We start from the raw sequence: 23,174 nt of genomic DNA, 5'->3' as shown, positions 1-23,174 counted from the left end.
TCAGGCTCCTAATTCTCTTACATCAGATACTTCCCCAGCCAAGGCGGCAGCGGCTACCATAGCCGGACTCATAAGCAAGGTCCTACCAATGGGGGACCCCTGTCGTCCTATAAAGTTCCTATTAGAGGAACTAGCGCTTATTTCACGTCCTTGTAGTTTGTCAGGGTTCATGGCTAAGCACATGGAGCAACCTGCCTGTCGCCATTCAAATCCAGCTTCCTCAAATATTTGAGGTAATCCAAGGGCTTCCGCTTGTCGGGCTACATTCATTGATCCGGGAACAACAAAGGCACGGACGTTATTAGATACATGTCTTCCTTTTACTACTTTAGCGGCTTCCTGAAGATCGCTAAGCCGTCCGTTCGTACAGGATCCTATAAAGGCTACGTCGATCTTTTGTCCTTTAATGTTTGAACCTTCCTGGAAGGCCATATGGGCATAAGCTTTTTCTGCTACTTCTCTATCATCTGGATCTAATTCGTCTAAGAGAGGCATCTTTTGACTGATACCCAGGGCTTGTCCGGGATTGATTCCCCAAGTAACCATAGGCTCAATACTTGTTCCATCAATAGTGTAGACATCATCATACTTAGCGTCTTCGTCAGAAGCTATGGATTTCCAATAATCAAGAGCTTTGTCCCATTCGCTTCCTTTTGGAGCGTATCGTTTTCCTTTTAAATACTCATAAGTAGTCTCATCGGGAGATACATAACCTACTCTGGCACCACCTTCGATACTCATATTACAGATGGTCATCCTTTCTTCCATGGATAATGCTCTGATCGTAGAACCTGCGTATTCATAGGCATATCCAATTCCCCCTTTAACGCCTAGATCCTGCATGATTCGAAGTATGATGTCTTTTGCCGTAACACCGGGTTTGAGTTCGCCGTTGATCTCTATTTTTCTAACCTTTGGTCTATTGAGCGTTAAGGTTTGAGTGGCCAGAACGTCACGAATTTGACTGGTTCCAATCCCAAAGCCGATAGAACCAAAGGCTCCGTGTGTCGACGTATGAGAGTCTCCACAGGCTATGGTCATTCCTGGTTGTGTTAGTCCAAGTTCTGGACCAATGATATGAACGATACCCTGATCCCCTGATTCCAGATTAAAAAATTTAATATCACTATCAGCTGTATTCTTTTCTATGGCCTTCATCATGTCTTCAGCCAGATTGTCCTGTAGAGGACGACTTTGACTGGCTGTAGGTATGATGTGGTCAACTGTTGCAAAGGTTCTATTGGGATAGAGAACTTTCAGATTCCGTTCTTTGAGCATCTGAAAAGCTTGAGGACTTGTGACTTCGTGAATCAAGTGAAGTCCTATGAATAACTGATCCTGTCCTGATGGCAGGGTGTCTACTTTATGTAGATCCCATACCTTGTCAAATAAGTTTTTTCCCATATTAATTCCTTAAGTGTTGATTAAGTAGATTCAACATATTAAAATTTATTAAATTGGTCAACAATTAGTAATGCTTCTTGGGGGTAGCTGTCAAACGGTTCCCACGTGCCATGATAACTTGTCCGGTTCGCATGATTTCAAGTATTCCAAAATTCTCGAAAATATTCTCAGCAGAGTCAAGTTTAATTGTTTCACCAGTAATAAGAAATGATATTGTCGTATCGGTAAAATCAACTGTTTCGCATTCAAAAGCTTGAGCGACTTGAAGGATTTCCATTCTTGTTTCTGTGTCTATGGATACTTTTATGATAGCCATTTCCTTTGATATAATAGTATCTCCTGAGTAGTCATCCGCATGAACAACATCAACTAACTTATTAAGTTGTTTCAGTATTTGATCCAAAGTTCTCTCATCTCCAGAAGCGACGATATTCATTTGACTGAAATTGTCATTCTTAGAAGGGGATACAACCAGGGAGTCTATGTTATAACCTCTTCGGCTAAAGACCAGGGCTATTCGATTTAGTACGCCCGGTTTATTGGCTACAAAAAGGCTTATAGTGTGTTTAGGTGTATTGTTCATCCTTAGGTTCCTCCTACTGGTTTGTCTAATTTGAATTTAGGTGGTTCGATTAGCATATCCCGCAACGGTGCCCCAGCAGGTATCATAGGGAATACATTATCTTCTTTGGATACTTCGGCATCAATGATACAAGGACCTTCATTATAAGCCAGGGCTTGCTTAAGAACCTTTCTGACATCAGCCGAACGTTTAATTCTAAAACCTCGACATCCATAAGCTGAAGCAAGCTTAACAAAATCAGGATTTCCTTCCAAATCTACTCCACTTAATCGGTTATCGTAGAACATGTTCTGCCATTGTCGAACCATGCCCAGATAAGCATTGTTTATGATGAGAATCTTGATTGGTAGCTTGTTTACTGCTGCTGTGGCTAGTTCTGGGAGTGTCATTTGGAATCCCCCATCTCCTACGACGGCAATAACCACCTTGTCAGGTCTGGCCAGTTGGGCTCCTACGGCAGCTGGGAATCCATATCCCATTGTCCCCGCTCCTCCGGAACTCATCCATTGACGATGTTCTGTAATAGGATAGAATTGAGCCGTCCACATTTGATGTTGCCCCACATCGGTAGTCACGATAGCCTCACCATTGGTTAATTTATAGAACTCGTCTATGACATGTTGTGCTCTTAATCGTCCTTCCTTCTTGTAAGTTAAAGGGAACTGCTTTTTCCATGCTTTGATCTGCCTTACCCATTGGCCTGTATCTCCTTTTTGCAGATGGGGGACCATTTTTTCTAAAACTGTTTTTGCATCTCCAATAATGGCGCAGTCCATTTCTAGTATTTTATCTATTTCTGAAGGATCAATATCAATGTGAATCTTAACAGCGTCTTTACAAAATTCGTCTACCTTGCCTAGAATCCTATCATCCCATCGAGAACCAATGGACATGATTAGATCACAATCATCAACCGCTTTATTTGCATAGGCTGTCCCGTGCATTCCTAACATACCCAAGCTCAGTTCATGTGTCTCAGGAAAGCATCCTTTGCCTAGTAATGTATTCGTAATGGGTATCTGCATTTGTTCTGCAAGAAAGGCTACTTGTTTAGCTGCCCCTGATATAACGGCTCCTTGTCCTACTAATAGAACCGGTTTGCGAGCCTTACTCAAAAGATTTGCTGCTTTGATGATATCTTCCTGATTGCCTTCTTTCGGTATGATGTACCCGGGCAAATGAAAATCTTCCTCATAGTCAGGTTCTATCTCTGCACTGGACACATCTTTGGGAAGATCTATTAATACAGGACCAGGACGCCCTGTTTGGGCTATGTGGAAAGCTTCCTGAAAAATACGGGGAATGTCATTCGCATCTTTTATAAGATAGGAATGTTTGACAACAGGATAGCTGATTCCGCTTACATCTGCTTCTTGAAAAGCATCTAAACCAAGATTGGGTGTGATTGATTGTCCACAGATCACAACCAAAGGAACAGAGTCCATCATAGCTGTGAGTATGCCCGTAATGGTATTTGTTGCACCTGGACCACTAGTTACTAGAGCCACTCCCGCCTTACCAGTGGCTCTGGCATATCCATCTGCCATATGAACAGCACCCTGTTCATGCCTGGTTAAGATAAGTTTTATGTTGGAATCGACTAAAGCATCGAATATTGGTATGGCATTTCCTCCAGGAAGGCCAAATATGTACTCAACACCTTGTTGTTGTATAACATCTACGACTGCTTCCGCACCGGATATTGTTTTTTTCACCTAAAAACCTCCAAGTGTTGTTAGTATGTTGTTTTGATATGATATATTAACCAATAAAATAACAAAGTCAATATTTTAAGTTCGTATATGTATAAAAATAAGCAAAAAAATATACAAATATGAATAAATAGCTGTAATTATTAACAAAATGAAACGTTTTAAAATCAAATTATCAGTATTGTTCCTGATGCCGACACTATAAATATGGAAGTGGAATACCTGAAGAAACTCAAGCATAGTTTAAATTTGTCTGTCTCTGATTCTTTTTGGTCCCTATGGGTTATTAAAGAGTGTGAAGAAGCAAGTCCTTTTTTATATCCAGGAGAGCGACTGGATGGGGTCTATTTTGTTCTCAAGGGACAATTACATATCAGTAGCTCTTCTCTTGATATACTTATTGAAGAAGGGGGTTGGTTACTAGATTCACAAGATGAGGACGTTTCCATTGAATCCAAAGGGGCTTGTACTTTGGCGTATTTATCCTTTAAAAATCTTCATAGTTTTGTTGCTCAACATAAATACCAGAGGGCAAAGCTCTTAAGGGTTTTCCATCAAAAACAAGATGATGCCCAGATTTCTTTGCGGGTGCAACGGTCATGGATACTCTGGTTTAAGGGTTTGGGTCTCGCTATTCTTCCTATTGTGATAGGTTCTTTACTTCCTCTTTTCTTTGATCAGCCGGTATTTTATAGTTCAGCTTATCAATGGTCCTGTTTGGCTGCTAGTGTATTCATAGGTTTAGTAAGCTGGATTCTTATGGGCTTGGAATATATATCTTTAGACGAAAAAGTCCTTTATTATAGTAAATTATCACTTTTCCCCCTGACCAAAAGAGGTAGTAAAATACTCTATTCAGATATTCAATCCTTAAAGCTTGGGTATCCTAACTTTTTGTGTAAGTTGTTTAAGCTCAATCGACTTGAAATTATAACAAGTAACACCCACGACAATATAAGCATGTTTCCTGTTGCTTCCGGAGATAAAATCCAACAGCATATTAAGAGGAAGCAGGAAGATGAGGAACAGTATTCTGAAGGTCGTAAACGATTATTGATTAGAGTATTGATGGAGGAGCATTTTAACTTAAACCATTGGAAGCTGCGTCCCTTACGTTCAATAAAAGAAAAAAAGAGATTGTTTCGGAGGAAGTCCCATCGTCTTCATTCTTATTTCTTTTTATTCATACCATGGAAGCAGGTGATAGATGGTAATACGTTTCGTTTCCGGAAACATTTTCTCAACCTTTTTATCAAGGTTCTCCCTTTTCTTATCATTACAGCTTTATATGGAGGGATCGCCTTTTCCTTTCCCTATTTGCGTCCCTATGGCTATGTATTACTCCTGATGTTTGTTCCTTTAGGGTATATCTGGGAAGATTGGCGTAATGATGTATACGAACTTGGTCCCCAAAGACTATTGGATATTGAAAAGAAGCCTCTGTGGATAAAGGAAGAAATCCAGGAGCTTGACCTGAATAAGATAGTCAGTGTGGAGATACAGAAGAAAGGATTTAGTTCTTTATTATTCGATTATGGAGACCTTATTGTAAGGACTGTTGGGCAACAGGGGACCCCCCTGACTTTTAAATCCATTCCTCATCCTTTGTGGGTACAGGAGAGAATTCTTGATTGCAAAGAAGAAATTATCAAGAAACAGGAGATGAACCAGAGAATGGAGCGATTTAAAGAATATCCACTTTTACTTGATGTCTATCATCAGTTGATGCCTAAGCTCGTGACAAAGTCCTGATGGTCTTGGCTGTTAAGGATTGAAAAGTCTGGTTTTGATTGTGTATTAAATAATTTCCATTTTTCCTTTATTCTCAAAATCTTCAATACCTTTTTATTTAGGTCATCCTCGGAAAGAAGTTTGTCTTTGAACTTCTTTAGGAGAAAGAGATAAGACTCTAAAGGTTTAGAGGGCATTAAAAACTGATCTATTCCTGCTAGGTAAGCATAATAAGCTACTTCTTCTGGATTGTAATTATTCACAATGGCTCCCATATTGAGAGCGTCTGACACAATAAGTCCATCAAAATTAAGATCGTGATGTATCATATCCACCATGGGACGAGATAGAGTACCAGGAAGTCCTCTGGAATCAAGATGGAAGTTTGTTAGATGTCCCATCATTATCCAATCAGCTCCGCTTTCTACTCCTGACTTAAAGGGAAGCCACTCCCTTCCTTTTAACGTCTTGTAGGATACGGGAGATATGGCTTGAGTGCTGTGACTATCGGTTTGGGTTGCCCCGTGTCCCGGAAAGTGTTTCAACACCGCCATTACTCCTTGACTCTGTAGACCCTCAACATAAGCTCCTACAAGAGGGGCCGCTTTTTCCGCTGTCCAGTGGAAAGCCCTTAAGCCAATAGGATTGCCTTTGTAATTGTTGATATCCGCAATAGGCGCCATATTCAGATTAATACCGAGAACATGTAGTTCACTACCTTGTATGGACCCCACCTTGTACATGAGATCAGGTCTTTCCTTAATCCCAATTTTAGCCATATCAGGGAAGATCGTTACCTTTAGTTTGGGGTGGTGATAGAGTCTACTGACTTTTCCTCCCTCTTCATCTATGCCTATAAACAGAGGATAGGCTGAGGTCTTCTGTAAGTCTTGTGTTAATTGCCATGTTTGTTCTGGAGTATCAATATTATTATTAAATAAAATGATTCCCCCAGGGTGCATTGATGTAAGTATATTCAAAACGAAATCATTAAGGCTGAGGATATTGCGGCCCTTATCATCTATCGGAATAGACAAAAAGAAGAGCTGACCTACTTTTTCTTCCAGACTCATAGTTGCCAATGCCTGTTCTGCTTTGGATAAAGGTTCTGGTATCGGTTGTAGTATTTCTTTTTGATCATTTTCAGAGGCAGTTGATCGACAAGAAGACAAGAGGCTAGTAACAACAAATATAATTAAGTATAAATTAAGGGGCTTAGGACTAAGAAGCATATAAATGTAGGTTTAACTCATTTAGGTTCAAAAATCAATAAATTATAGAGGAGATTCATATGTCCCAGACAGAAGATTTGAATATAGAAAGTATTGAGGAGCTAGTATCACCTCTAGAACTCAAAAAACAGATGCCAATATCGGACAAAGCTAAATCTTCGGTTATACAAGGGCGTAAAGAGATTATTGATATACTGGAAGGTCGTGATAATCGTATGTTGGCTATTGTCGGCCCCTGTTCCATTCATGATCCAAAGGCTGCTTTGGAATATGCTCATAAATTGGCTGACTTAAAAGAGAAGTTGTCTGATAAGTTCCTTTTTGTCATGCGCGTCTATTTTGAAAAACCAAGAACCACAGTAGGGTGGCGTGGGCTGATAGTCGATCCGGATATTGACGAAAGTTATAAGATGGAAAAAGGTTTGCGTATTGCAAGATCCTTATTGGAAGACATTAACTTATTAGGTTTAGCTGTGGCTACAGAAGTACTGGATCATGTTGTTCCTCAATATATATCAGAATACATTAGTTGGGCTGCCATTGGTGCCAGAACCACTGAGAGTCAAACCCACCGTTCTTTGACCAGTGGACTGTCGATGCCAATTGGTTTTAAAAATGGGACAGATGGGAGCCTGGAAGCGGCTGTTAATGCTCTCCAATCCTCTGCACATTCCCATTCTTTTTTAGGTGTTAATCCAGAAGGTCGTATCAGTGTCTATAAAACAAAAGGGAATCCGTATGGGCACATTATATTACGTGGTGGTAAACGGGGCCCTAATTATTATGAAGAATGGGTGGAACAGGCTGAGCAGCTCATGAATGGGATTGGCCGTGAAGCAGGAATTGTTATCGATTGTAGTCATGCCAATTCGGGCAAGAAATATGTTCGGCAAGAGAGGGTACTAGAGTCTCTTATCACGCAAAGGAATCATGGTCACAAATCTGTTATAGGATTTATGCTGGAATCGAACCTCTTTGAGGGAAATCAAAAGATTGTTAATGGTTTTGAAAATCTTAAATATGGTGTTTCTGTTACCGATGAATGTGTCAGCTGGGATACTACAGAGCGGATATTACAAGAAAGTTATGATGTCCTACACTTGGCATAACAAGGAAAATAATTGGCTCCTGATAGAGCCAATTATTATTTAATTAATTATTGAAGTAGAAGGATATATCCTGCGTTGGCAGCACCATATAAGCTTGTTGAGTATTCTTTTATAACATAAACGGGAACATCTCTTAGAAATTCTCTGATGTGAGGTGCAGAATTCTTTTCAAAACTCTTCATGAACTGATAATTCTCTTTGAAGTATTTCAAGTTCTTGGAGATAATTCCACCTGCTAAATAGAACCCGTCTGAAGGGAGAAGAATCGCATTCAAGCTGGCAGCGGCATGTCCATATATATCAATAAAAAGATTCATGATTTTAAGGCACAGGGCATCTTTTTCGGCATATTGGGCAATAAGTGGCGGCTTATTTCTATCTGGAGTGTTTTTTATCTCCTTCACTTCAGGGCTTAGTTCTCCTTTTTCCTCTTCTTCTACAAAGAATTGAAAGATATTAACCAGTCCTTGACCTGATACAAGAAGTTCGTATGCGGGAGCTTCCTTGTATTTGTTAATCATATAAGTGTGAAGTCTAGTTGTTAATTCATCATAAGGGGCAAAATCTGAATGTCCCCCCTCTGATGGGCAGGCTATGTATTGGTTATTATATTCCATAGAAAAACCTACACCTAATCCTGTTCCGGCTCCCATTACAGCTCTCACATTTCCATGGGCTTCTGGATACGAGCCATCAGGATGAGCAAGTATTTCAATTTGTTTGGGATTATTAATATCTAAAAGGGGAAGACTATAGCTGATAGCCATAAAATCATTAATAAGAACAGTTGGGATAGAGAGCTTGTCTTCGATAGCTTTACCATCAACGGCCCAGTCCTGATTTGTCATTTGACATATATTGTCGACAACAGCTCCTGCTGCACTGATACAACATGCTGATATGGGTAACTCAGGGAATTTAAGTTTGAATTCTTCCAGTGTTTTGGTAATGGTATCTAAAAACACTGTTACATCATCACTAGGGAAAACACACTCCAGGATAATATCAAAAGTAGTTGCCTTTTTACCTACAATTGCTATATTGGTGTTTGTACCACCTGCATCTCCTGAGATGATAAGGTGTTCCCAGTTATGATTCTCATGAATATACCAGTTGGTTTTCATAATTAACGCTCCTATTTATGAGATATTTACGCATAGTTAGGGTAGAAAATCAACAAGCTTTAAAAAACTTTCTTGACATTAATTTGCTGGAATACCATGCTGAAAGTCGTAGGGGGCTGTAAATGATACTCTCTAAGAATACAACATTTGTCGTACTGTTCCTTCTTGTTGCTTTATTATCATGGGGGGGCGGACAAAAAGAAAAAGATCAACTTCAGCCAAAACGATGGGATAAAGAACTTCCCAGTGCTAGTGAAGCTGATATTTTTGAGGATGATTCTGATTATATTATCTATTATGATGTAGAATTCCGAAATTTGTTCTCTGAAGATTTTAAAAGTAGTATAGCCAAGTCCATTAAGAAGGATTTGTATTTCGAAGAATTTCATGGTGTTTTCATAGATGAAAAGGCTATTTATTTTATAACAAAGGAAACGGCCCGTCGTTATTGGGATAAACTTCAAAAAGTGTCTGCTATATCAGAAGATATTGTTTTTGAAGGACCTCACTCCGTTCGATGGGGGAATAAACTCATTCCTCTTGGTTTTTCTCCATACATTATCGCTCTTCAAACTAGCGTTAACTGGCAATTTCCTAGCTCAAGCTCTGAATGGTTAGATGTTGTAGATAAACTGCGTATGCCTCAAGGAAAAGTATTGGTTCCTGATTACGTAGAACTTATTAATCCTATTTCTGAGCAGTTACAGGATGGACCATTAAGGCAATCCTTAATCACTACGCTACAAAAAGTCGGGCCAAAAGATTGGGAATTGGACACACCCTATGGACATAAAAAATATTATGATTCCATTGTAGGGGGAGAATCTGTCGCTATCTGGGAACCTTCCTTTCATTTAGCAGAACTTGCTGAGGGTTTTGATGAAAAGAAATGGTTTTTGTATGTAAATACTAACCTGCCAAATCCTATAGAGGAAGGCCTGTTTATGGGATTTTCCTTGAAGATGGGATCTGGTGATAGAAAGGCTGTCGAAAGAACCCTTGATTACATGAGAGAGTTAAAAACTAGACAACAGTTGATAGATAAGTTATGTGTTAAACCATTAGATGAGGACAGTATTCAGACAGGAGACTCTTACTTAAAACGAAGTATTATGTCTTATAATCTTCAATATGCCGAATGGAATTGGGAGTATGATAAGATTCTTCAAGTTAGGCAGAATCTGGAATTAGTTTCTCGCGGTGTCGTTGTCACTATCCCGTGATGTAGCAAGTAGAAAATCAAGCTCTGCACTGGATATAACGTCTTCTGGAGAGTGCTCCTTGTCCTGTTTAATTGTCTTTTTCAGCAGATCAATGTCCGTTTTATGATTGCGAATAATCGATCTGTAGGTATCCATCTGTACTTCAAAATCAGGACTCATATCAAACTTGTTTGTGATAATGCGATCTAAGAGTTGTATGTAGTTGAGTTTGACATTTATGAGAAGCTTGATATATAGGGCTTTTTGTTTAATATTAGGGGTCTCTTCTAATGATGAGTATATCTTTCCCAGAGCCTGGTCTATGTATTGAAATTGAGCCTTAATATGTTCGTAGGTGATTTCTGTATCGATAGACACAGTTAATCCTTGTTCTATTGTCTTAATGATAGAATCAATATAGAAAAGGTTTTCCTCATAATTAATAGTGGTTTTCATAAGCCTTCCTTCATCTTTATATCGGACAGCCCGTGAGGAATCTTGACATGGAATGTTGCCCTGTGATACTTTACGAGCACCTCTTTATCCGTATCGTTGATATGGATCGAAATTTAGTCCAAAGGGAGGAGAGACATTTTGAGAAAATACGAAACTGTCTACGTCTTCAACGCGAAGGGAGACTCCTACAAGAACGGCTTAGAAGCTGTTAAGAAAATTTACGAAAAGAACAATGCTACTATCAGCAAAGAAGAAGATATGCAAGAACGATCTCTTGCCTATGAAGTTCAAAAGCAGGATAGGGGGCATTACCACCTAATTGAAGCAGATATTGAACCATCTGTTGTCATCGAAATTGAAAAAGACTTAAAGTTGACCAAAGAGCTCCTTAAATACCTTTTTGTTGTAAAAGGTTAATAAGGTAGTTAATAAAAGAGAGGATTGCCATGGCAGATATTAATCAAGTAGTGATAGTTGGACGTCTCACTCGGGATGCCGAGCTTAGATATACAAATACTGGAACTGCAGTCGGCCGAATGTCCATTGCTGTTAATAGACGAAGGCGATCTGATTCAGGTTCAAACGAAGAAACAAGTTTTTTTGATGTCGTATTATGGGGAAAGACTGCAGAATCGCTTAATCAATACCTACAAAAAGGTAAACAGATAGCGATTCAAGGTGAATTAAGACAAAACCGTTGGGAGCAGGATGGTCAATCACGAAGTCGTATTGAGATCCACGCTATGAATGTTCAATTATTGGGAGGCGGAGGAAGAGGAGACGCTACTGGTAACAGTCGTCCCGCTGAAAATAGATCAACATATCAACCCAGCTATCAGAATTCATCAAATAATGGTCCCGAACCTTTTGAAGATGACATCCCATTTTAGTATAGGAGAATACCATGTCCGAAGATGTAAAGGATAAGGAAGACAGAGACAATAAAAAAGACGGATCCGAAAGAGTTCAACAAAGAAGATCCAGACAATTCTTCCGAAAGAAAGTGTGCCGATTTTGTACACAAAATATACCATTAGATTACAAAGAAGTAGATGCTCTTAAAAGATTTGTAACAGAAAGAGGAAAGATACTTCCAAGAAGAATTACTGGTACTTGTGCTAAGCACCAAAGAGCATTAGCTACAGAAATTAAAAAAGCAAGATCTCTTGCTTTACTACCATTTGTGAATAAATAATGAACGTAAGAGAAGGACAGGTAAAACAATTCTTAGGACCTATGGTGCTAAGTATAATCCTCTATCTATCAAACATATTTAGTGTGTTTTGCTTAGTTCCTTTATTGTCTTACTATAAAAAAGGGCGGGAAAAACAGTATGTGCTTGGAAGCACATTACTGATACTCGTCATGATGATAAATCATGGGATACCCATAATACAGGGTAAGATTCAGCTATTGGGTCTTGTAACATTGTTTGATGGTACATTGGTCCTGGCTGTTATCGGAGTGGCTATTGTTAATCTCTGGCCCTTTCATCCCATGCGTAAGTTGTACAGAATCATTATAGTCACTTTGTTTGCTGCATGCTTCATAGTTCCTTTTTTGGAAAATCCAGTTGTGCAATCCTCTTCTTTAGAGGAATTAAACAAAGTTATTAAGGTTCTGAGAGATACTGGCTCAGGAATGGGCTTCGCCGGTTTGTCTAGCGAGTCGTTTTCACAAATACTCTATGATAGTCTTGTAGGCACTATGGTGTCTTTCTACATGGCTCTCGTTGGTGGCTCAATGTGGTTTGCCAAAAACTTTCGTTTGAGATATGAAACACTCGATTCCCAACCGGAAAGTGTTAAAACATTTAAGGTTTCTGATGTTTGGGTATGGTTTTTTATTCTACCCTTATTAGGAATACTGGCAATTATAGCACTTGGAGTCTTATCGGTTCCTGTTCCTGGGTGGTCCTTACATATCATAACTAACTTGTCAATGATGGCAATGTTAGTGTATGGATGGCAGGGGATAGGTATAATTGTGTTTTGGCTGGACAGAGTTCAAGCTGGACCATTATTACGTTTATTCCTAAGGACATTGCTTATTGCTTTGTTCTTTTTGCCTGGCTTAAATTTGTTACTGTTGATATTTCCCTTGCTGGGGGTATCTGAAACATGGATAAACTATAGAGATCCTAAAAGGAGCTGATAACATGAAGGTTATTTTACAGAAAGATGTTGAGAACCTTGGTGAAGAAGGTGATGTATGTGTTGTAAAAGACGGATACGGTAGAAACTACCTTTTACCACAAGGTTTTGCCACCTTATATAGTAAGAATTCTCTTGAAATTCTTAATCAAAAGAAAGGGGCAATTGAAAGAAGAAAAGCGGAAAAGCAAAAAGAAGCTATGAGTCTTAAAGATAAACTTGAGTCTCTTACCCTTCTATTTGAAATGCCTGCAGGTGATAATGGTAAATTATTTGGAGCTGTTAATAACGCTTCTATTGTTGAAGCCTTAGCAAAAGAAAGTATTAACATTCCTCGTAAATCTGTTGAAGTACCTAACCACAGTATTAAATTGGTTGGTGCTTATTCTGTTCGTGTAAAATTATATGGAAAAGAGTCGGCTAAGCTTACTGTTGAAGTAAAGGCCGAAGAGAATGCAGAGTAACGAACTCATAGGTAAAGTGCCCCCTTATAATGAAGAAGCGGAAAGTGCAACTCTGGGGGCGCTTCTTTTAGATTCTGAAAGTATAGATGTCGTCTTAAATCACCTTCGTTCTGGTGATTTTTATAAAAAAGCAAATCAAATTATATTCCAAACTATTATAGATCTCTATAACACAGGTGGTGCTGTTGATATTCTGACTGTGTCAGAAAGTCTACGGAAAGCAGATCAATTATCTGTAGCTGGCGGACCTGGTTATGTATCTAGTTTAACTAGTGAAGTTCCTTCCAGTGCCAATGTTGAATATTACGCTAAGATCGTTAGTAATATGTCTATTAGGCGTAAGATGTTGAAGATAGCAGGGGAAATCCAAAAAGATGCCTTTGATATGACTTCAGAAAGCCGGATGATTATTGAAGATGCAGAACGCAAGATATTTGAGATTACCGATGATCAGCATTCCGGTGCTTTTTCCAGTGCAAAAGAGATCATAACTGAGACCATCGATGGTATAGAAAAACTTTATCATACTAAAGAAAGTTTTACTGGTATTCCTTCTGGTTTACCTGACTTGGATCAAATGACCTCTGGATTTCAAAAATCGGAATTAGTCATAATTGGTGCCCGTCCCAGTGTTGGTAAGACGGCTTTCGCCCTTACTCTTGCTGGTAATATTGCTATTCATCACAAGATTCCTGTAGGCTTCTTTACATTGGAAATGTCCAATAAGGCCATGATGCAACGTATTCTTAGTTCTGAGGCTCGGCTGGATTCTAATAAGCTAAGAACGGGAATGTTAAAACCAGCAGACTTTCATAATATAACAGAAGCAGCTAGTCGTATCTATGAAGCCCCTCTTTATCTGGATGATACTCCTAATATAAAGCTTCTGGATTTACGTGCTCAAGCAAGACGTATGAAGGCTAAAGCTGATATTCAAATATTATTTATTGACTATTTAACACTTATATCCAGTGAGAATCCTGCCTTACCAAGACATGAACAGGTTGCTGAAATAAGCCGTTCCCTTAAGTCTCTAGCCCGTGAACTGGATATTCCTGTGGTTACACTAAGTCAGGTGAGTAGGGATTCAGAAGGGAAAAAACCTAATCTGGCTAACTTGCGTGAATCAGGAAGTATTGAGCAGGATGCGGATGTCGTCCTATTCCTTCACCGTGATCGTGGTATCGAACGGGGAAGAGATGATGGAGCTCCCAATCTTATAGAAACAGAACTGATTATTGCTAAACAGCGTAATGGTCCTGTAGGTACTGTTGAGATAGCTTTCCTACCTCATTACACTAAGTTTGAATCTATGTCTAGAATGAATTAGATATAAAAAACTCAGGATTAACCCTGAGTTTTTTATTGTTGAAATCACTGAAAATTAATTATAAATGAAACTTAGATGGTCTTCAATATCTTCAGAACCATAATATTTATCATGATTGATAAATACCCATTCATCATTAAAAAGCAAAGAAAAGGCCCCCAGGTAAGATCCTGTTTTACGGTTCCAGAAACTAATACTCTGATCCTTATTAACAGCTATTACCAGCTCTTTTGAACTTTTGATACGTAGAGGGAAGGTTTCAGTTGGTTCAAGATCTACCCATTTGTCTTTGACATATTGATGCACCTGATGATCGGGGAAGGTTGTAAATAAATCTTGATCAAAATGAAGATTATAGTTTAATTCTTCACCCTCTATAGATAATAAAGTCTTTTTATTCATTAATAGATCACCAGAGTATTGATTTAATTCTGTTATCTTCTGTCCACTGGATTTATCAACACCCAGAGTAAAGAGTTTGTCATCAGAGCCAACAAGGGAATAGATTATAGAAGCACTATCGTCAATAGGTAGCGTTTCCCCTGTTGTATAATCTAATAGTAATAAAGGACTCCCTCTTCTTGCCACATGACTACCGACAATTTTATTGTCCTTGTAGAACGAGGCATCAAGGAGACCCAAGAAGGAATATTGAAAACTAACGTCTGTGAAGTCTGTGTTAAAAACCTTAATTTCCCCATTATCTGTGAGTATTAAGTTCTGCCCCTCTTTGTAATCGATTTTCTTAATAGCTCCCGTACTGTAAGGGGAGTTTTTAATCTGATTGTCATTAGTGAACTCAACAATTGCCGAATTACCTGAAGTAGGGAATAAGAAGTAATTAGCTCCTGCAGTGGATATAATATGGCTGTTTAAATCTTTATGACTTTTTAAAGTATATTGTGATAAATCCTCTATATTGGAACTTGTGAAAAAGGGGCTCTTTATTTGATATAAAGCTTCATCTGTGCTTATCCAAAGCTCATCTCCCCGGATACTGACATCATCTACGTTTTGCATGACATTAGTTGCCAGAGAATATTGTTTATCACTTCTGATGTAGAAGTAGTTTAAATCCCCCCTATAGTCACCAGTGATAATCATTCCTTGAGCATAGGTTAAAGTTGATATTTGCGATTCCGAAGCATCTGAATGAAAAGCTGCTTCTTCATAGTGATCATTTTTAAAAGTATAATGTTGAATGAGGTTTGAACCGTTATTGTCTTTAATGACAGCAATATGATCTTCATTGTAATTAATATCATCACTTTCTAAACCGGGAATTTCTTTTTGGCTAACCACTTTCCCTGTCAAACGGTCGATAACATATAGAACATTACCTTTTGCTGCCGTCATATATAGTTTGTTATTGGTGATTCTCCAATTCTTTAAGTCATTAATCGTATCTGCTTTTGCTTTTAGTAAGCCTGTTTTAAGATCCCAAAAGCTTAAAGAACCATTTGAAGAATAGGTCATCACCGTTTTATCACTGGATCCTAAATAGGCAAAGGAGATAACAGAATTAATGTCCTGAAGGTATTTTGTTTCTTTGAACTTTTCTGTATCGAGTATTGTCATACTGGGAATATCCACTTTATTAATAAGCAGATAAGTTCCTTGAGTTGAGTAACTAAAGGATATTGGCTCAGTCTCAAAAGACTGGGAATAAAGCACTTTGCCTGTTTTCCAGTTAATTACCTTAATACGGAAGTAATCGAGATTATTGGACTCAAGAATCGTTAGCTGAGGCTTCTCAGGATTTAAGTCCATAGTTTTAATAGGATGGGAAGACTGGTACACAACCCGAGCTAGATCCTTTGTACGAATGTCCCAGGCTTTAATAGAGCCATCAGTACTAGAGGTGAATATGAGATTTGATGAATTGTCATACACAATCTGTGAGACTTCCCCCTTGTGGCCGCTATTAAGAAGAACTGTTGTTTCCCCAAAGACCGCCAAGGGTAACAGAAAGAGTAAAATAGTAGTAAGATGTTTCATTTATTCACTGTCTCCCATTATTAAATTGTTAACTGATATATAGGGCTTTTTTAAAATAACCGAATAGGGATATTTCTCCACCAAATCAGGTAGATCCTTTCCTATTTTATCATACATAGTCTGGGGTACTTTCAGGACTCCAATCTCATCAGCCTTCACACCTTCAATGTGAAATATATACTGATCATCCATAAGATCATGAAAATAAACTGTTACATCTTTGTCATCTTCCACTTTTTTATAAATCTGATATTTTATGACCTCTATCACACTTTTGTTTAAGTTGCTCTGATAGAGTTTGATAGCCTCTTGTAATTCCTTAAATCCGATGGCCACATCCGTAACTGAAGGATCTACTTTAACTTGATCCGTCATAAAGGATAGGCGAGAGATATCAGGAAGCCATAATAGTGCTGTCTTATCATTTTTGAGTATTATCTTTATCTCTGGCTTCAATTTTTCATTGCAGTCAGGACAGTCAATAGTCAGGAAAGTACCTTCCAGTATTTCCTGTTCTACTGAGGAATCCAGGTCAATCACCTCTTTCCAGTCTGTCTCAATTATCTTACCACAATGGCACTGTATCTCCATTCATTGCTCTCCTAGTAAAAAAAGTTAATATCATTGATAGTGGATAGGATTAATAAACCAAAAACAAATATAGCACCTATGAACTGATATCTAAAGACTGTTCTTGCTTTTAGTGGTTTTCCTTTAATAGCTTCCACTATAAACAAGAGGATTTGTCCTCCATCAAGAGCAGGGATAGGTAACAGATTCATAACAAACAGAGCTACACTAAGCATAGCCAGCATATTGAAGAATTGATAGAAACCTAAGGCTGCTGCCTGGCCTATAAAATAGGTAATCATAATAGGACCAGATATTGATTCAGTGATATTGTTTCCCTTAAAAAGAGAAAGTATACCAGAAAAAATAGAAACAATCAGTTTCTTTGTATCGTGAAAGGATTGAACAATAGATTGACTGAAGCTCTTACCTTCTGTTCTAAAGTTCTCAAGAGCAAAAGAGAAACCTACTGAAGGATTACCAGAAGTGTAATCAACGATTAAGGTTGTTTTCTTTTTTACTCCCTGTCTCAAATACTCGATATCTAATTTTGTAGGTTCACTCTTAAGGATTTTGTTTACATCCGCCTCTTTAGTAAAAGGAACGCCATTAATGGATGTTACAACATCTCCTGATTTTAAATCGGCTAATGCAGCAGGACTATCTTCTTTAACAGTATCAATAACAGGATCCACCCATCGGTAGATTCCAATGATAGTGCTACCAGTTTCTTCATTCTTTTTAGGAGTAATGATTAATGACTTTCTTTGATCATCACGTTCTACTAACAAGTTGAGAGACCCTTCTGTGGAATTAATGATATCCCTGATATCTTTAAAAGACTTTGTCTCCTCTCCATTAATCGACAGAATTCTATCTCCTGTCATTAAACCGGCTTCATCAGAAGGAAAAGTTTTATTTTCTACATCACTGGCCAGAACGATTTTATTACCGGAGGATACGTAATTATAACCAATTAAGGAAATGAAAAACATAATCACAAATGTTAATAGGACATTAAAGAAGGGACCTGCTAATGCCACAGTGATACGTTGAAGAGGGTGAGCTCCGAAATAGGTGCCCTTTTTCCTTTCAAACACTTCTTTATCTTCCAGAATGGCTTCTTGAATGATATCTTCACCTGCCATTTTACAGTATCCTCCGATGGGGAGGATACCAATGCGGTATTCCACTTCTTTTGACTTCCATTTTACAATCGGATGTCCCCATCCAATACTAAAAGCTTCTACTTTGATCTTGTTAAGTCTTGCGAATATAAAGTGTCCTAATTCATGGATGAACACGACAAATCCCAGGCCTAATAGACCTAAGATGCCATGAAGTACAGCTTGTAACATTTTTGATGTCTCCCTAGTTTAGTAAAGTATCCAGATAAGAAGATAATAATAGACAGGGGCTGCGAATAGCAAAGAATCAATACTGTCAAGAAGTCCTCCTCGTCCTGGAATGATGTCTCCCGAATCTTTCACAGAAGCACTACGCTTAATGGCTGATTCGATAAGATCTCCTAATATTGTCATTATTCCTGTAAGGAAGCCCCAAAGTAATACAATAGGAAGCTTAGTGATACTTAAATCAGGAATCACTAGATAGATAAGTAATCCTACAACGCAACTGGAAAATAAGCCCCCTAAGAATCCTACTAAACTCTTATTGGGACTCACCGCAATAAGTCCTCTGGACTTCTTACCGAAGAGCACTCCAAAAAACCAGGCCATAGAATCATTTCCATAGGTCATAAGGATAAATATTAGTAGAGGATAAGGACTATAAGGGTAGGATTGATCAACCAAATTGGTCAGACTGAGACGGGTTGTGTAGGCAAAAAATAAACCAGGGTAAAACAGGCTGGTTAGGTACCCCCCAATTCTACTGATAACAGGTTTAAAATCTTCATTTGACTTACCAATCACCTGGCTGCTGAAGATAAGGGTTACCCCAATAGTCAGTACTGCCATCAACACATGACGGGATGTAATCCCCATGAGTTCAAGATAGGTAAATAAAGGAAAAATTATACCCAATGAGAAAGCTAATACGGGATGTAGCTGGGCGCCCTTTTTCTTAAATAAGTTCGCCGTCTCTAAAGCTCCCAGTCCGGAAGCAATCATGATAACTATGTTAACAAGAAGGTAGCGATCATTAGGAAAAGGAAAAGCAATAACACCAAGAACAGCTGGTAAACCTATAAAAAAAATGAGCAGTCGTTTAACAACTTTATTCATGACTTTATTCCCCCATAACGTCTTTCCCTGCATTGGTACTCTTTTATAGCCGTAATAAGATCTTCTGCTTCCCAATCTGGCCATAATTTATCAGAAAAATAGAATTCCGAATAAGCACTGCGCCAAAGCAGAAAATTACTTAACCTTTTTTCTCCTGCGGTTCTGATGATAAGATCCGCATCGGGTATCTCGGGACAATCCATATAGGAGCTAACATTCTCAGTATTTACTTCTTTATTATCATTGTTTAGTTTTTGAACAGCACGGATGATTTCATCACGGCCACCATAATTAATAGCCAGATTTACAGTTAGTTTATGGAAATCCGCTGTATCCATGGCTACCTGATGAAGTTCTTGTTGGATATCTGCTGGTAAACCATTTATATCGCCGCTATGAACAACACGGATTTCATTTTTGCGATAAAAATTAAATTCACTTTTTAAATGTTTCTTGATTAATATCATTAGGAAGGAAACTTCTTCTTCTGTTCTTTTCCAATTCTCTGTTGAAAAGGCATATAGGGATAGATACTTAATTCCCAGATCCACTGCTGCTTTAGTGATTCGCTTGGCAGCTGATAATCCCTCTAAGTGTCCAGCAGACCTGTTTTTACCGCGGGCTTTCGCCCAGCGGCCATTACCATCCATAATGATGCCAACATGGCAGGGTACTTCATTGTTGGACATTAGATCTCCATAATCTCCTTTTCTTTTTCTGAGAGGAGACCATCAATCTTCTTGATAAAGTCATTAGTAACGTTTTGGATATCATCTAAGGATGCTTTCATCGCATCTTCGGTGATTTCTCCATCTTTCTGCGATTTCTTAATAGATTCATTAATATCTCTTCGGATATTTCTAATAGCTATCCGGTTGTTTTCTGCTGTATTCTTGGCTATTTTAACCAATTCTTTACGACGATCTTCAGTAAGAGGGGGGATATTGATTCGAATAACTTTACCATCATTGGCTGGAGTTAAACCTAATTCAGAAGCGAAGATAGCTTTTTCAATAGCACCTAAGGAACCTTTGTCCCAGGGTTGAATTGCGATGAGGCGTGCTTCAGGTACGGATATGGAAGCTACCTGATTCAAGGGTGTAGGAGTTCCATAATAGTCAACCATGACTTTGTCGAAAAGAGAAGCAGAAGCACGACCAGTTCTAATAGCATTAAACTCTTCTTTAAGGTTTCTAATGCTCTTATCCATGCGGTTCTGAGCTTCCTTCTTTATTGCATCCATTTTATGCTCCTTCTATTAAATAGAACCGCTCCTTTTAGGGAGCGGTCATATCTCTTGTCAAATATCATATAGGTGAAAAGGTTTATTGTCCAACAGCGAAGTATACAAATCCTGTTAATTCCACTTTTCCACCGATTTCCTTAGCTATTTCTTGTCCAGCTTTTGCTACAGACAGTTTGTCATTCTTAACAAAAGGTTGGTCTACAAAACAGATTTGGGAAAGATGTTTGTTTAATTTACCTTTAACGATTCCAGCTACAACATTATCAGGTTTACCAAGATTAGCTGCTTGGGTAGTGAAGATTTCTTCCTGTTCCTTAAGGTAAGCAGGATCAACAGCTTCACTATTTAGGTAAAGAGGGCTGAAAGCTGCCGCGTGTAACGCACAGTCAAAAGCGTATTCCCTTACCTTATCGTTAGAAGCAGTGGCTTCAGAATCGGTTGAGATCTTTACAAGAACTCCAATTCGTCCATCACCATGGATATAGTCAACGATAAGATCACTTGAAGTACCAGTTAAAAGAGCAAGTTCTTTAACACTGATGTTTTCTTTGATCTTAGCGCCTAATTCTTTTGTCTTTGTTTCTTGTTCTTCTGTTAAAGCGGTCTGGTTGTTATCAACCAGTTCTTTAAGTAAAGCTTGTCCAGCTTGAACAAAGTCTTCGTTTTTAGCGACAAAGTCAGTTTCACAACTTAAGTTCATTACACCGGCTTTGCTACCTTCAACATAAGTAAAAATACGTCCTTCGTTAGCTTCACGACCACTTCGTTTAGCTGCTGAAGCCAATCCCATTTCTTTAAGGATTTTTTCTGCTGATGCGAAATCACCATTAGCTTCTGTAAGAGCTTTCTTACAGTCACCGAAACCAGCACCAGTTGCGTCTCTTAATTTTTTAACATCCTGAGGACTTACTGCCACAATAATCTCCTATTCGTCTTCGTCTTTTGAGGGATCAATTTCTTCATTAACTTCTTCATCGTCTTGAAGAGTTTCGATAACCTCTAATCCAATTTCGTTGTCCGCTTCAATAACTGCGTTGGCAATTATAGAAGTAAAAAGGGATATCGCTCTAATCGCATCATCATTACCTGGAATAGGGAAATCAATGCCTTCAGGATTACAGTTTGTATCTACAATAGCTACAATAGGAATTCCGACTCTTCTTGCTTCAGCAATGGCGATTTGTTCTTTTCGGGGATCGATAACGAACATGATACCAGGAAGATCTTTCATTTCCTTAATACCGCCAAGGTTCTTCTCAAGCTTATTACGTTCTTTCATAAGACGAGCTACTTCTTTCTTGCTCATATTATCGAAAGTTCCGTCGATTTCCATCTTTTCGAGCTTCTTTAATCTGTGAAGTGATTTTTTGATGGTAGTGAAGTTGGTTAACATACCACCTAACCATCTGTTGTTTACCCAGAACATTCCACATCTTTCAGCTTCAGACTGAATAGCGGCTTGGGCTTGTTTTTTTGTTCCTACAAATAGAACAGATCTACCATCAAGGACAGCTTTCCTTACGGCATCATAAGCTTCTTTGATAGATACGATAGTCTTCTGCAAATCAATGATATGAATACCATTTCTTTCTGCGAAGATAAATTTCTTCATTCTGGGATCCCAACGTTTAGTTTGGTGACCAAAATGCACACCTGACTCAAGCAGGTTTTTCATGGTAACTACTGCCATGTTTCCTCCATCCCCATTTATTATACCGGGGTCCTTCTCTATGTCTCGATAGAACGATACTTGTCTATCGGAAAATTATCGTCACTCAATATGCCATATAATAGATCTCGTGGCAACCCTACAATGTTAGAATAAGAGCCTACAACTGAATCAATTAGTTCTGATCCCTGACCCTGTATTTTGTAAGCTCCTGCTGCATCTGTCCATTCTCCTGAATTCAGGTAATTTTCGATGTCTTCGGAGTTTAATTTTTTAAAGGATACTTTGGTACAATCTGACTGACAATTCCATGTTTTGCTGTGCGGGTTGTAAAGGGCTATCCCTGAAATAACCTTATGCCTTACACCAGAGAGCTCCTGTAGCATTTGATAAGCATGGGCCCTGTTTTCAGGTTTACCCAAAGGAGTATTCCCTAGAAAAACAAGGGTGTCACAGGCTAGAATCCAGGACGTATTAACATCTTCTTTGTTCTCTAGAACCCACAAGCCCTTTTGGTAGGCTATATCCTGTACCATTCTATCAGGAGTTGTCTCCTGGGTGATTTCTTCTCCCTGAGCAGGAATCACTGTGAAGGTAAAGCCCTCTTCTGTCAAAATGTCCCTACGTCTGGGACTTGCGGAGGCTAATATGAATTGTTCCATATTCTATAACTTCCTAAATAGAAAATATCCAAAAGCCCCACCTAGAAAAAAGCCGGGATTAATTCTAATATTAAAGGAGAAAACATCAAGATTTATTCCTATGGCAGGCAAGGTGGCTGAGAAGTTTACACCAGTCAATAATAGAAGCCTTTCGATGGCTTCCCAGAAGAATAAACCAACAAGACAGTACCCCAGTATTAAGAGGAATAAAGCGGGACGATTAGTAGTTGAGTAATTCATTAATAAAATATTTCCTTTTTCTAGTAATTGTTACGATATTAAT

Annotated in this window: 24 protein-coding genes and 1 pseudogene; 9 read left to right on the top strand and 16 right to left on the bottom strand. The window is 38.6% G+C overall.

The window, feature by feature from the left end; genetic code table 11:
- The 3 genes from leuC to ilvB form a co-directional block, all read right to left on the bottom strand.
- Entirely contained in the window at positions 1–1,404 is a 1,404-nt protein-coding gene (gene leuC / locus K345_RS0105595; RefSeq protein ID WP_028973337.1) for a 3-isopropylmalate dehydratase large subunit, read from the bottom strand.
- A 64-nt stretch (positions 1,405–1,468) separates the two neighbouring features.
- Positions 1,469–1,987: an acetolactate synthase small subunit gene (gene ilvN / locus K345_RS0105590; RefSeq protein WP_028973336.1), complete on the bottom strand. Its 519-nt coding sequence runs from the start codon at positions 1,985–1,987 to the stop codon at positions 1,469–1,471.
- A 2-nt stretch (positions 1,988–1,989) separates the two neighbouring features.
- Positions 1,990–3,702: a biosynthetic-type acetolactate synthase large subunit gene (ilvB, locus tag K345_RS0105585; RefSeq protein ID WP_037571423.1), complete on the bottom strand. Its 1,713-nt coding sequence runs from the start codon at positions 3,700–3,702 to the stop codon at positions 1,990–1,992.
- Positions 3,703–3,906: 204 nt separating this feature from the next.
- Here ilvB and K345_RS0105580 point away from each other — a divergent pair, with 204 nt between their 5' ends.
- Positions 3,907–5,451, top strand: coding sequence for a hypothetical protein (locus K345_RS0105580; protein ID WP_037571421.1), 1,545 nt, complete (start codon positions 3,907–3,909; stop codon positions 5,449–5,451).
- Here the strand turns inward: K345_RS0105580 and K345_RS0105575 are convergent.
- Positions 5,418–6,662, bottom strand: coding sequence for a glycoside hydrolase family 3 protein (locus K345_RS0105575; RefSeq protein ID WP_028973333.1), 1,245 nt, complete (start codon positions 6,660–6,662; stop codon positions 5,418–5,420). The two genes, K345_RS0105580 and K345_RS0105575, sit on opposite strands and share 34 nt — an antisense overlap.
- Positions 6,663–6,721: 59 nt before the next feature.
- On the opposite strand from K345_RS0105575, the gene K345_RS0105570 reads away from it, so the two are divergent.
- A complete protein-coding gene (locus K345_RS0105570) occupies positions 6,722–7,771 on the top strand; it encodes a 3-deoxy-7-phosphoheptulonate synthase (RefSeq protein WP_156888310.1) in 1,050 nt (349 codons plus the stop codon).
- 47 nt (positions 7,772–7,818) lie between these two features.
- On the opposite strand, the gene K345_RS0105565 is transcribed toward K345_RS0105570, so the two are convergent.
- The gene (locus tag K345_RS0105565; protein WP_028973331.1) at positions 7,819–8,895 is read right to left on the bottom strand and encodes a glucokinase; all 1,077 of its coding nucleotides are present in this window, start codon (positions 8,893–8,895) and stop codon (positions 7,819–7,821) included.
- A gap of 122 nt (positions 8,896–9,017) precedes the next feature.
- Between K345_RS0105565 and K345_RS0105560 the strand changes: the two genes are divergently transcribed.
- Entirely contained in the window at positions 9,018–10,118 is a 1,101-nt protein-coding gene (locus K345_RS0105560) for a hypothetical protein (protein WP_028973330.1), read from the top strand.
- On the opposite strand, the gene K345_RS0105555 is transcribed toward K345_RS0105560, so the two are convergent.
- The gene (locus K345_RS0105555) at positions 10,083–10,553 is read right to left on the bottom strand and encodes a hypothetical protein (protein ID WP_028973329.1); all 471 of its coding nucleotides are present in this window, start codon (positions 10,551–10,553) and stop codon (positions 10,083–10,085) included. The genes K345_RS0105560 and K345_RS0105555 overlap by 36 nt on opposite strands.
- Positions 10,554–10,691: 138 nt before the next feature.
- Here K345_RS0105555 and rpsF point away from each other — a divergent pair, with 138 nt between their 5' ends.
- The 6 genes from rpsF to dnaB are packed head-to-tail and all read left to right on the top strand — an operon-like array spanning position 10,692 to position 14,500.
- On the top strand, positions 10,692–10,970 hold the full coding sequence (rpsF, locus tag K345_RS0105550) for a 30S ribosomal protein S6 (RefSeq protein WP_028973328.1): 279 nt from the start codon (positions 10,692–10,694) through the stop codon (positions 10,968–10,970).
- A 29-nt stretch (positions 10,971–10,999) separates the two neighbouring features.
- Entirely contained in the window at positions 11,000–11,443 is a 444-nt protein-coding gene (gene ssb / locus K345_RS0105545; RefSeq protein ID WP_028973327.1) for a single-stranded DNA-binding protein, read from the top strand.
- Positions 11,444–11,457: 14 nt separating this feature from the next.
- Positions 11,458–11,748, top strand: a complete 291-nt coding sequence (rpsR, locus tag K345_RS0105540) for a 30S ribosomal protein S18 (RefSeq protein WP_028973326.1) — start codon at positions 11,458–11,460, stop codon at positions 11,746–11,748.
- Complete coding sequence (locus K345_RS0105535) at positions 11,748–12,707, top strand: hypothetical protein (protein ID WP_028973325.1); 960 nt, start codon at positions 11,748–11,750, stop codon at positions 12,705–12,707. The genes rpsR and K345_RS0105535 overlap by 1 nt, the downstream gene beginning before the upstream one ends.
- Before the next feature lie 4 nt (positions 12,708–12,711).
- Entirely contained in the window at positions 12,712–13,170 is a 459-nt protein-coding gene (gene rplI / locus K345_RS19930; RefSeq protein ID WP_053228098.1) for a 50S ribosomal protein L9, read from the top strand.
- On the top strand, positions 13,160–14,500 hold the full coding sequence (gene dnaB / locus K345_RS0105525) for a replicative DNA helicase (RefSeq protein WP_028973324.1): 1,341 nt from the start codon (positions 13,160–13,162) through the stop codon (positions 14,498–14,500). Before rplI ends, dnaB begins: the two co-directional genes overlap by 11 nt.
- Positions 14,501–14,554: 54 nt before the next feature.
- Here dnaB and K345_RS0105520 read toward each other — a convergent pair whose 3' ends face one another.
- The 10 genes and pseudogenes from K345_RS0105520 to K345_RS0105475 form a co-directional block, all read right to left on the bottom strand.
- Positions 14,555–16,498, bottom strand: a complete 1,944-nt coding sequence (locus tag K345_RS0105520) for a WD40 repeat domain-containing protein (RefSeq protein WP_028973323.1) — start codon at positions 16,496–16,498, stop codon at positions 14,555–14,557.
- The gene (locus K345_RS0105515; protein WP_028973322.1) at positions 16,499–17,089 is read right to left on the bottom strand and encodes a CpXC domain-containing protein; all 591 of its coding nucleotides are present in this window, start codon (positions 17,087–17,089) and stop codon (positions 16,499–16,501) included. It abuts the gene before it with no gap.
- A gap of 11 nt (positions 17,090–17,100) precedes the next feature.
- Positions 17,101–18,426, bottom strand: coding sequence for an RIP metalloprotease RseP (gene rseP / locus K345_RS0105510; protein WP_028973321.1), 1,326 nt, complete (start codon positions 18,424–18,426; stop codon positions 17,101–17,103).
- A gap of 18 nt (positions 18,427–18,444) precedes the next feature.
- On the bottom strand, positions 18,445–19,314 hold the full coding sequence (locus K345_RS0105505; protein ID WP_028973320.1) for a phosphatidate cytidylyltransferase: 870 nt from the start codon (positions 19,312–19,314) through the stop codon (positions 18,445–18,447).
- Positions 19,311–20,003, bottom strand: a complete 693-nt coding sequence (uppS, locus tag K345_RS0105500; RefSeq protein WP_028973319.1) for a polyprenyl diphosphate synthase — start codon at positions 20,001–20,003, stop codon at positions 19,311–19,313. Before uppS ends, K345_RS0105505 begins: the two co-directional genes overlap by 4 nt.
- Complete coding sequence (gene frr / locus K345_RS0105495) at positions 20,003–20,557, bottom strand: ribosome recycling factor (RefSeq protein WP_028973318.1); 555 nt, start codon at positions 20,555–20,557, stop codon at positions 20,003–20,005. Before frr ends, uppS begins: the two co-directional genes overlap by 1 nt.
- 82 nt (positions 20,558–20,639) lie before the next feature.
- Positions 20,640–21,476: a translation elongation factor Ts gene (gene tsf, locus K345_RS0105490; protein ID WP_028973317.1), complete on the bottom strand. Its 837-nt coding sequence runs from the start codon at positions 21,474–21,476 to the stop codon at positions 20,640–20,642.
- A 12-nt stretch (positions 21,477–21,488) separates the two neighbouring features.
- A pseudogene (gene rpsB, locus K345_RS0105485) lies at positions 21,489–22,250 on the bottom strand (30S ribosomal protein S2); the annotation flags it as partial.
- Positions 22,251–22,288: 38 nt separating this feature from the next.
- The gene (locus K345_RS19925) at positions 22,289–22,891 is read right to left on the bottom strand and encodes a Maf family protein (protein WP_037571418.1); all 603 of its coding nucleotides are present in this window, start codon (positions 22,889–22,891) and stop codon (positions 22,289–22,291) included.
- Positions 22,892–22,894: 3 nt separating this feature from the next.
- Positions 22,895–23,131, bottom strand: a complete 237-nt coding sequence (locus tag K345_RS0105475; RefSeq protein WP_028973315.1) for a hypothetical protein — start codon at positions 23,129–23,131, stop codon at positions 22,895–22,897.
- Positions 23,132–23,174: the final 43 nt, after the last annotated feature.

The organism is Spirochaeta cellobiosiphila DSM 17781, assembly GCF_000426705.1.
Taxonomy (GTDB): Bacteria; Spirochaetota; Spirochaetia; order DSM-17781; family DSM-17781; genus Spirochaeta_E; species Spirochaeta_E cellobiosiphila.
Note: the sequence above shows the minus strand (reverse complement) of the source record. Positions and strands in the feature narration are given on the sequence as shown.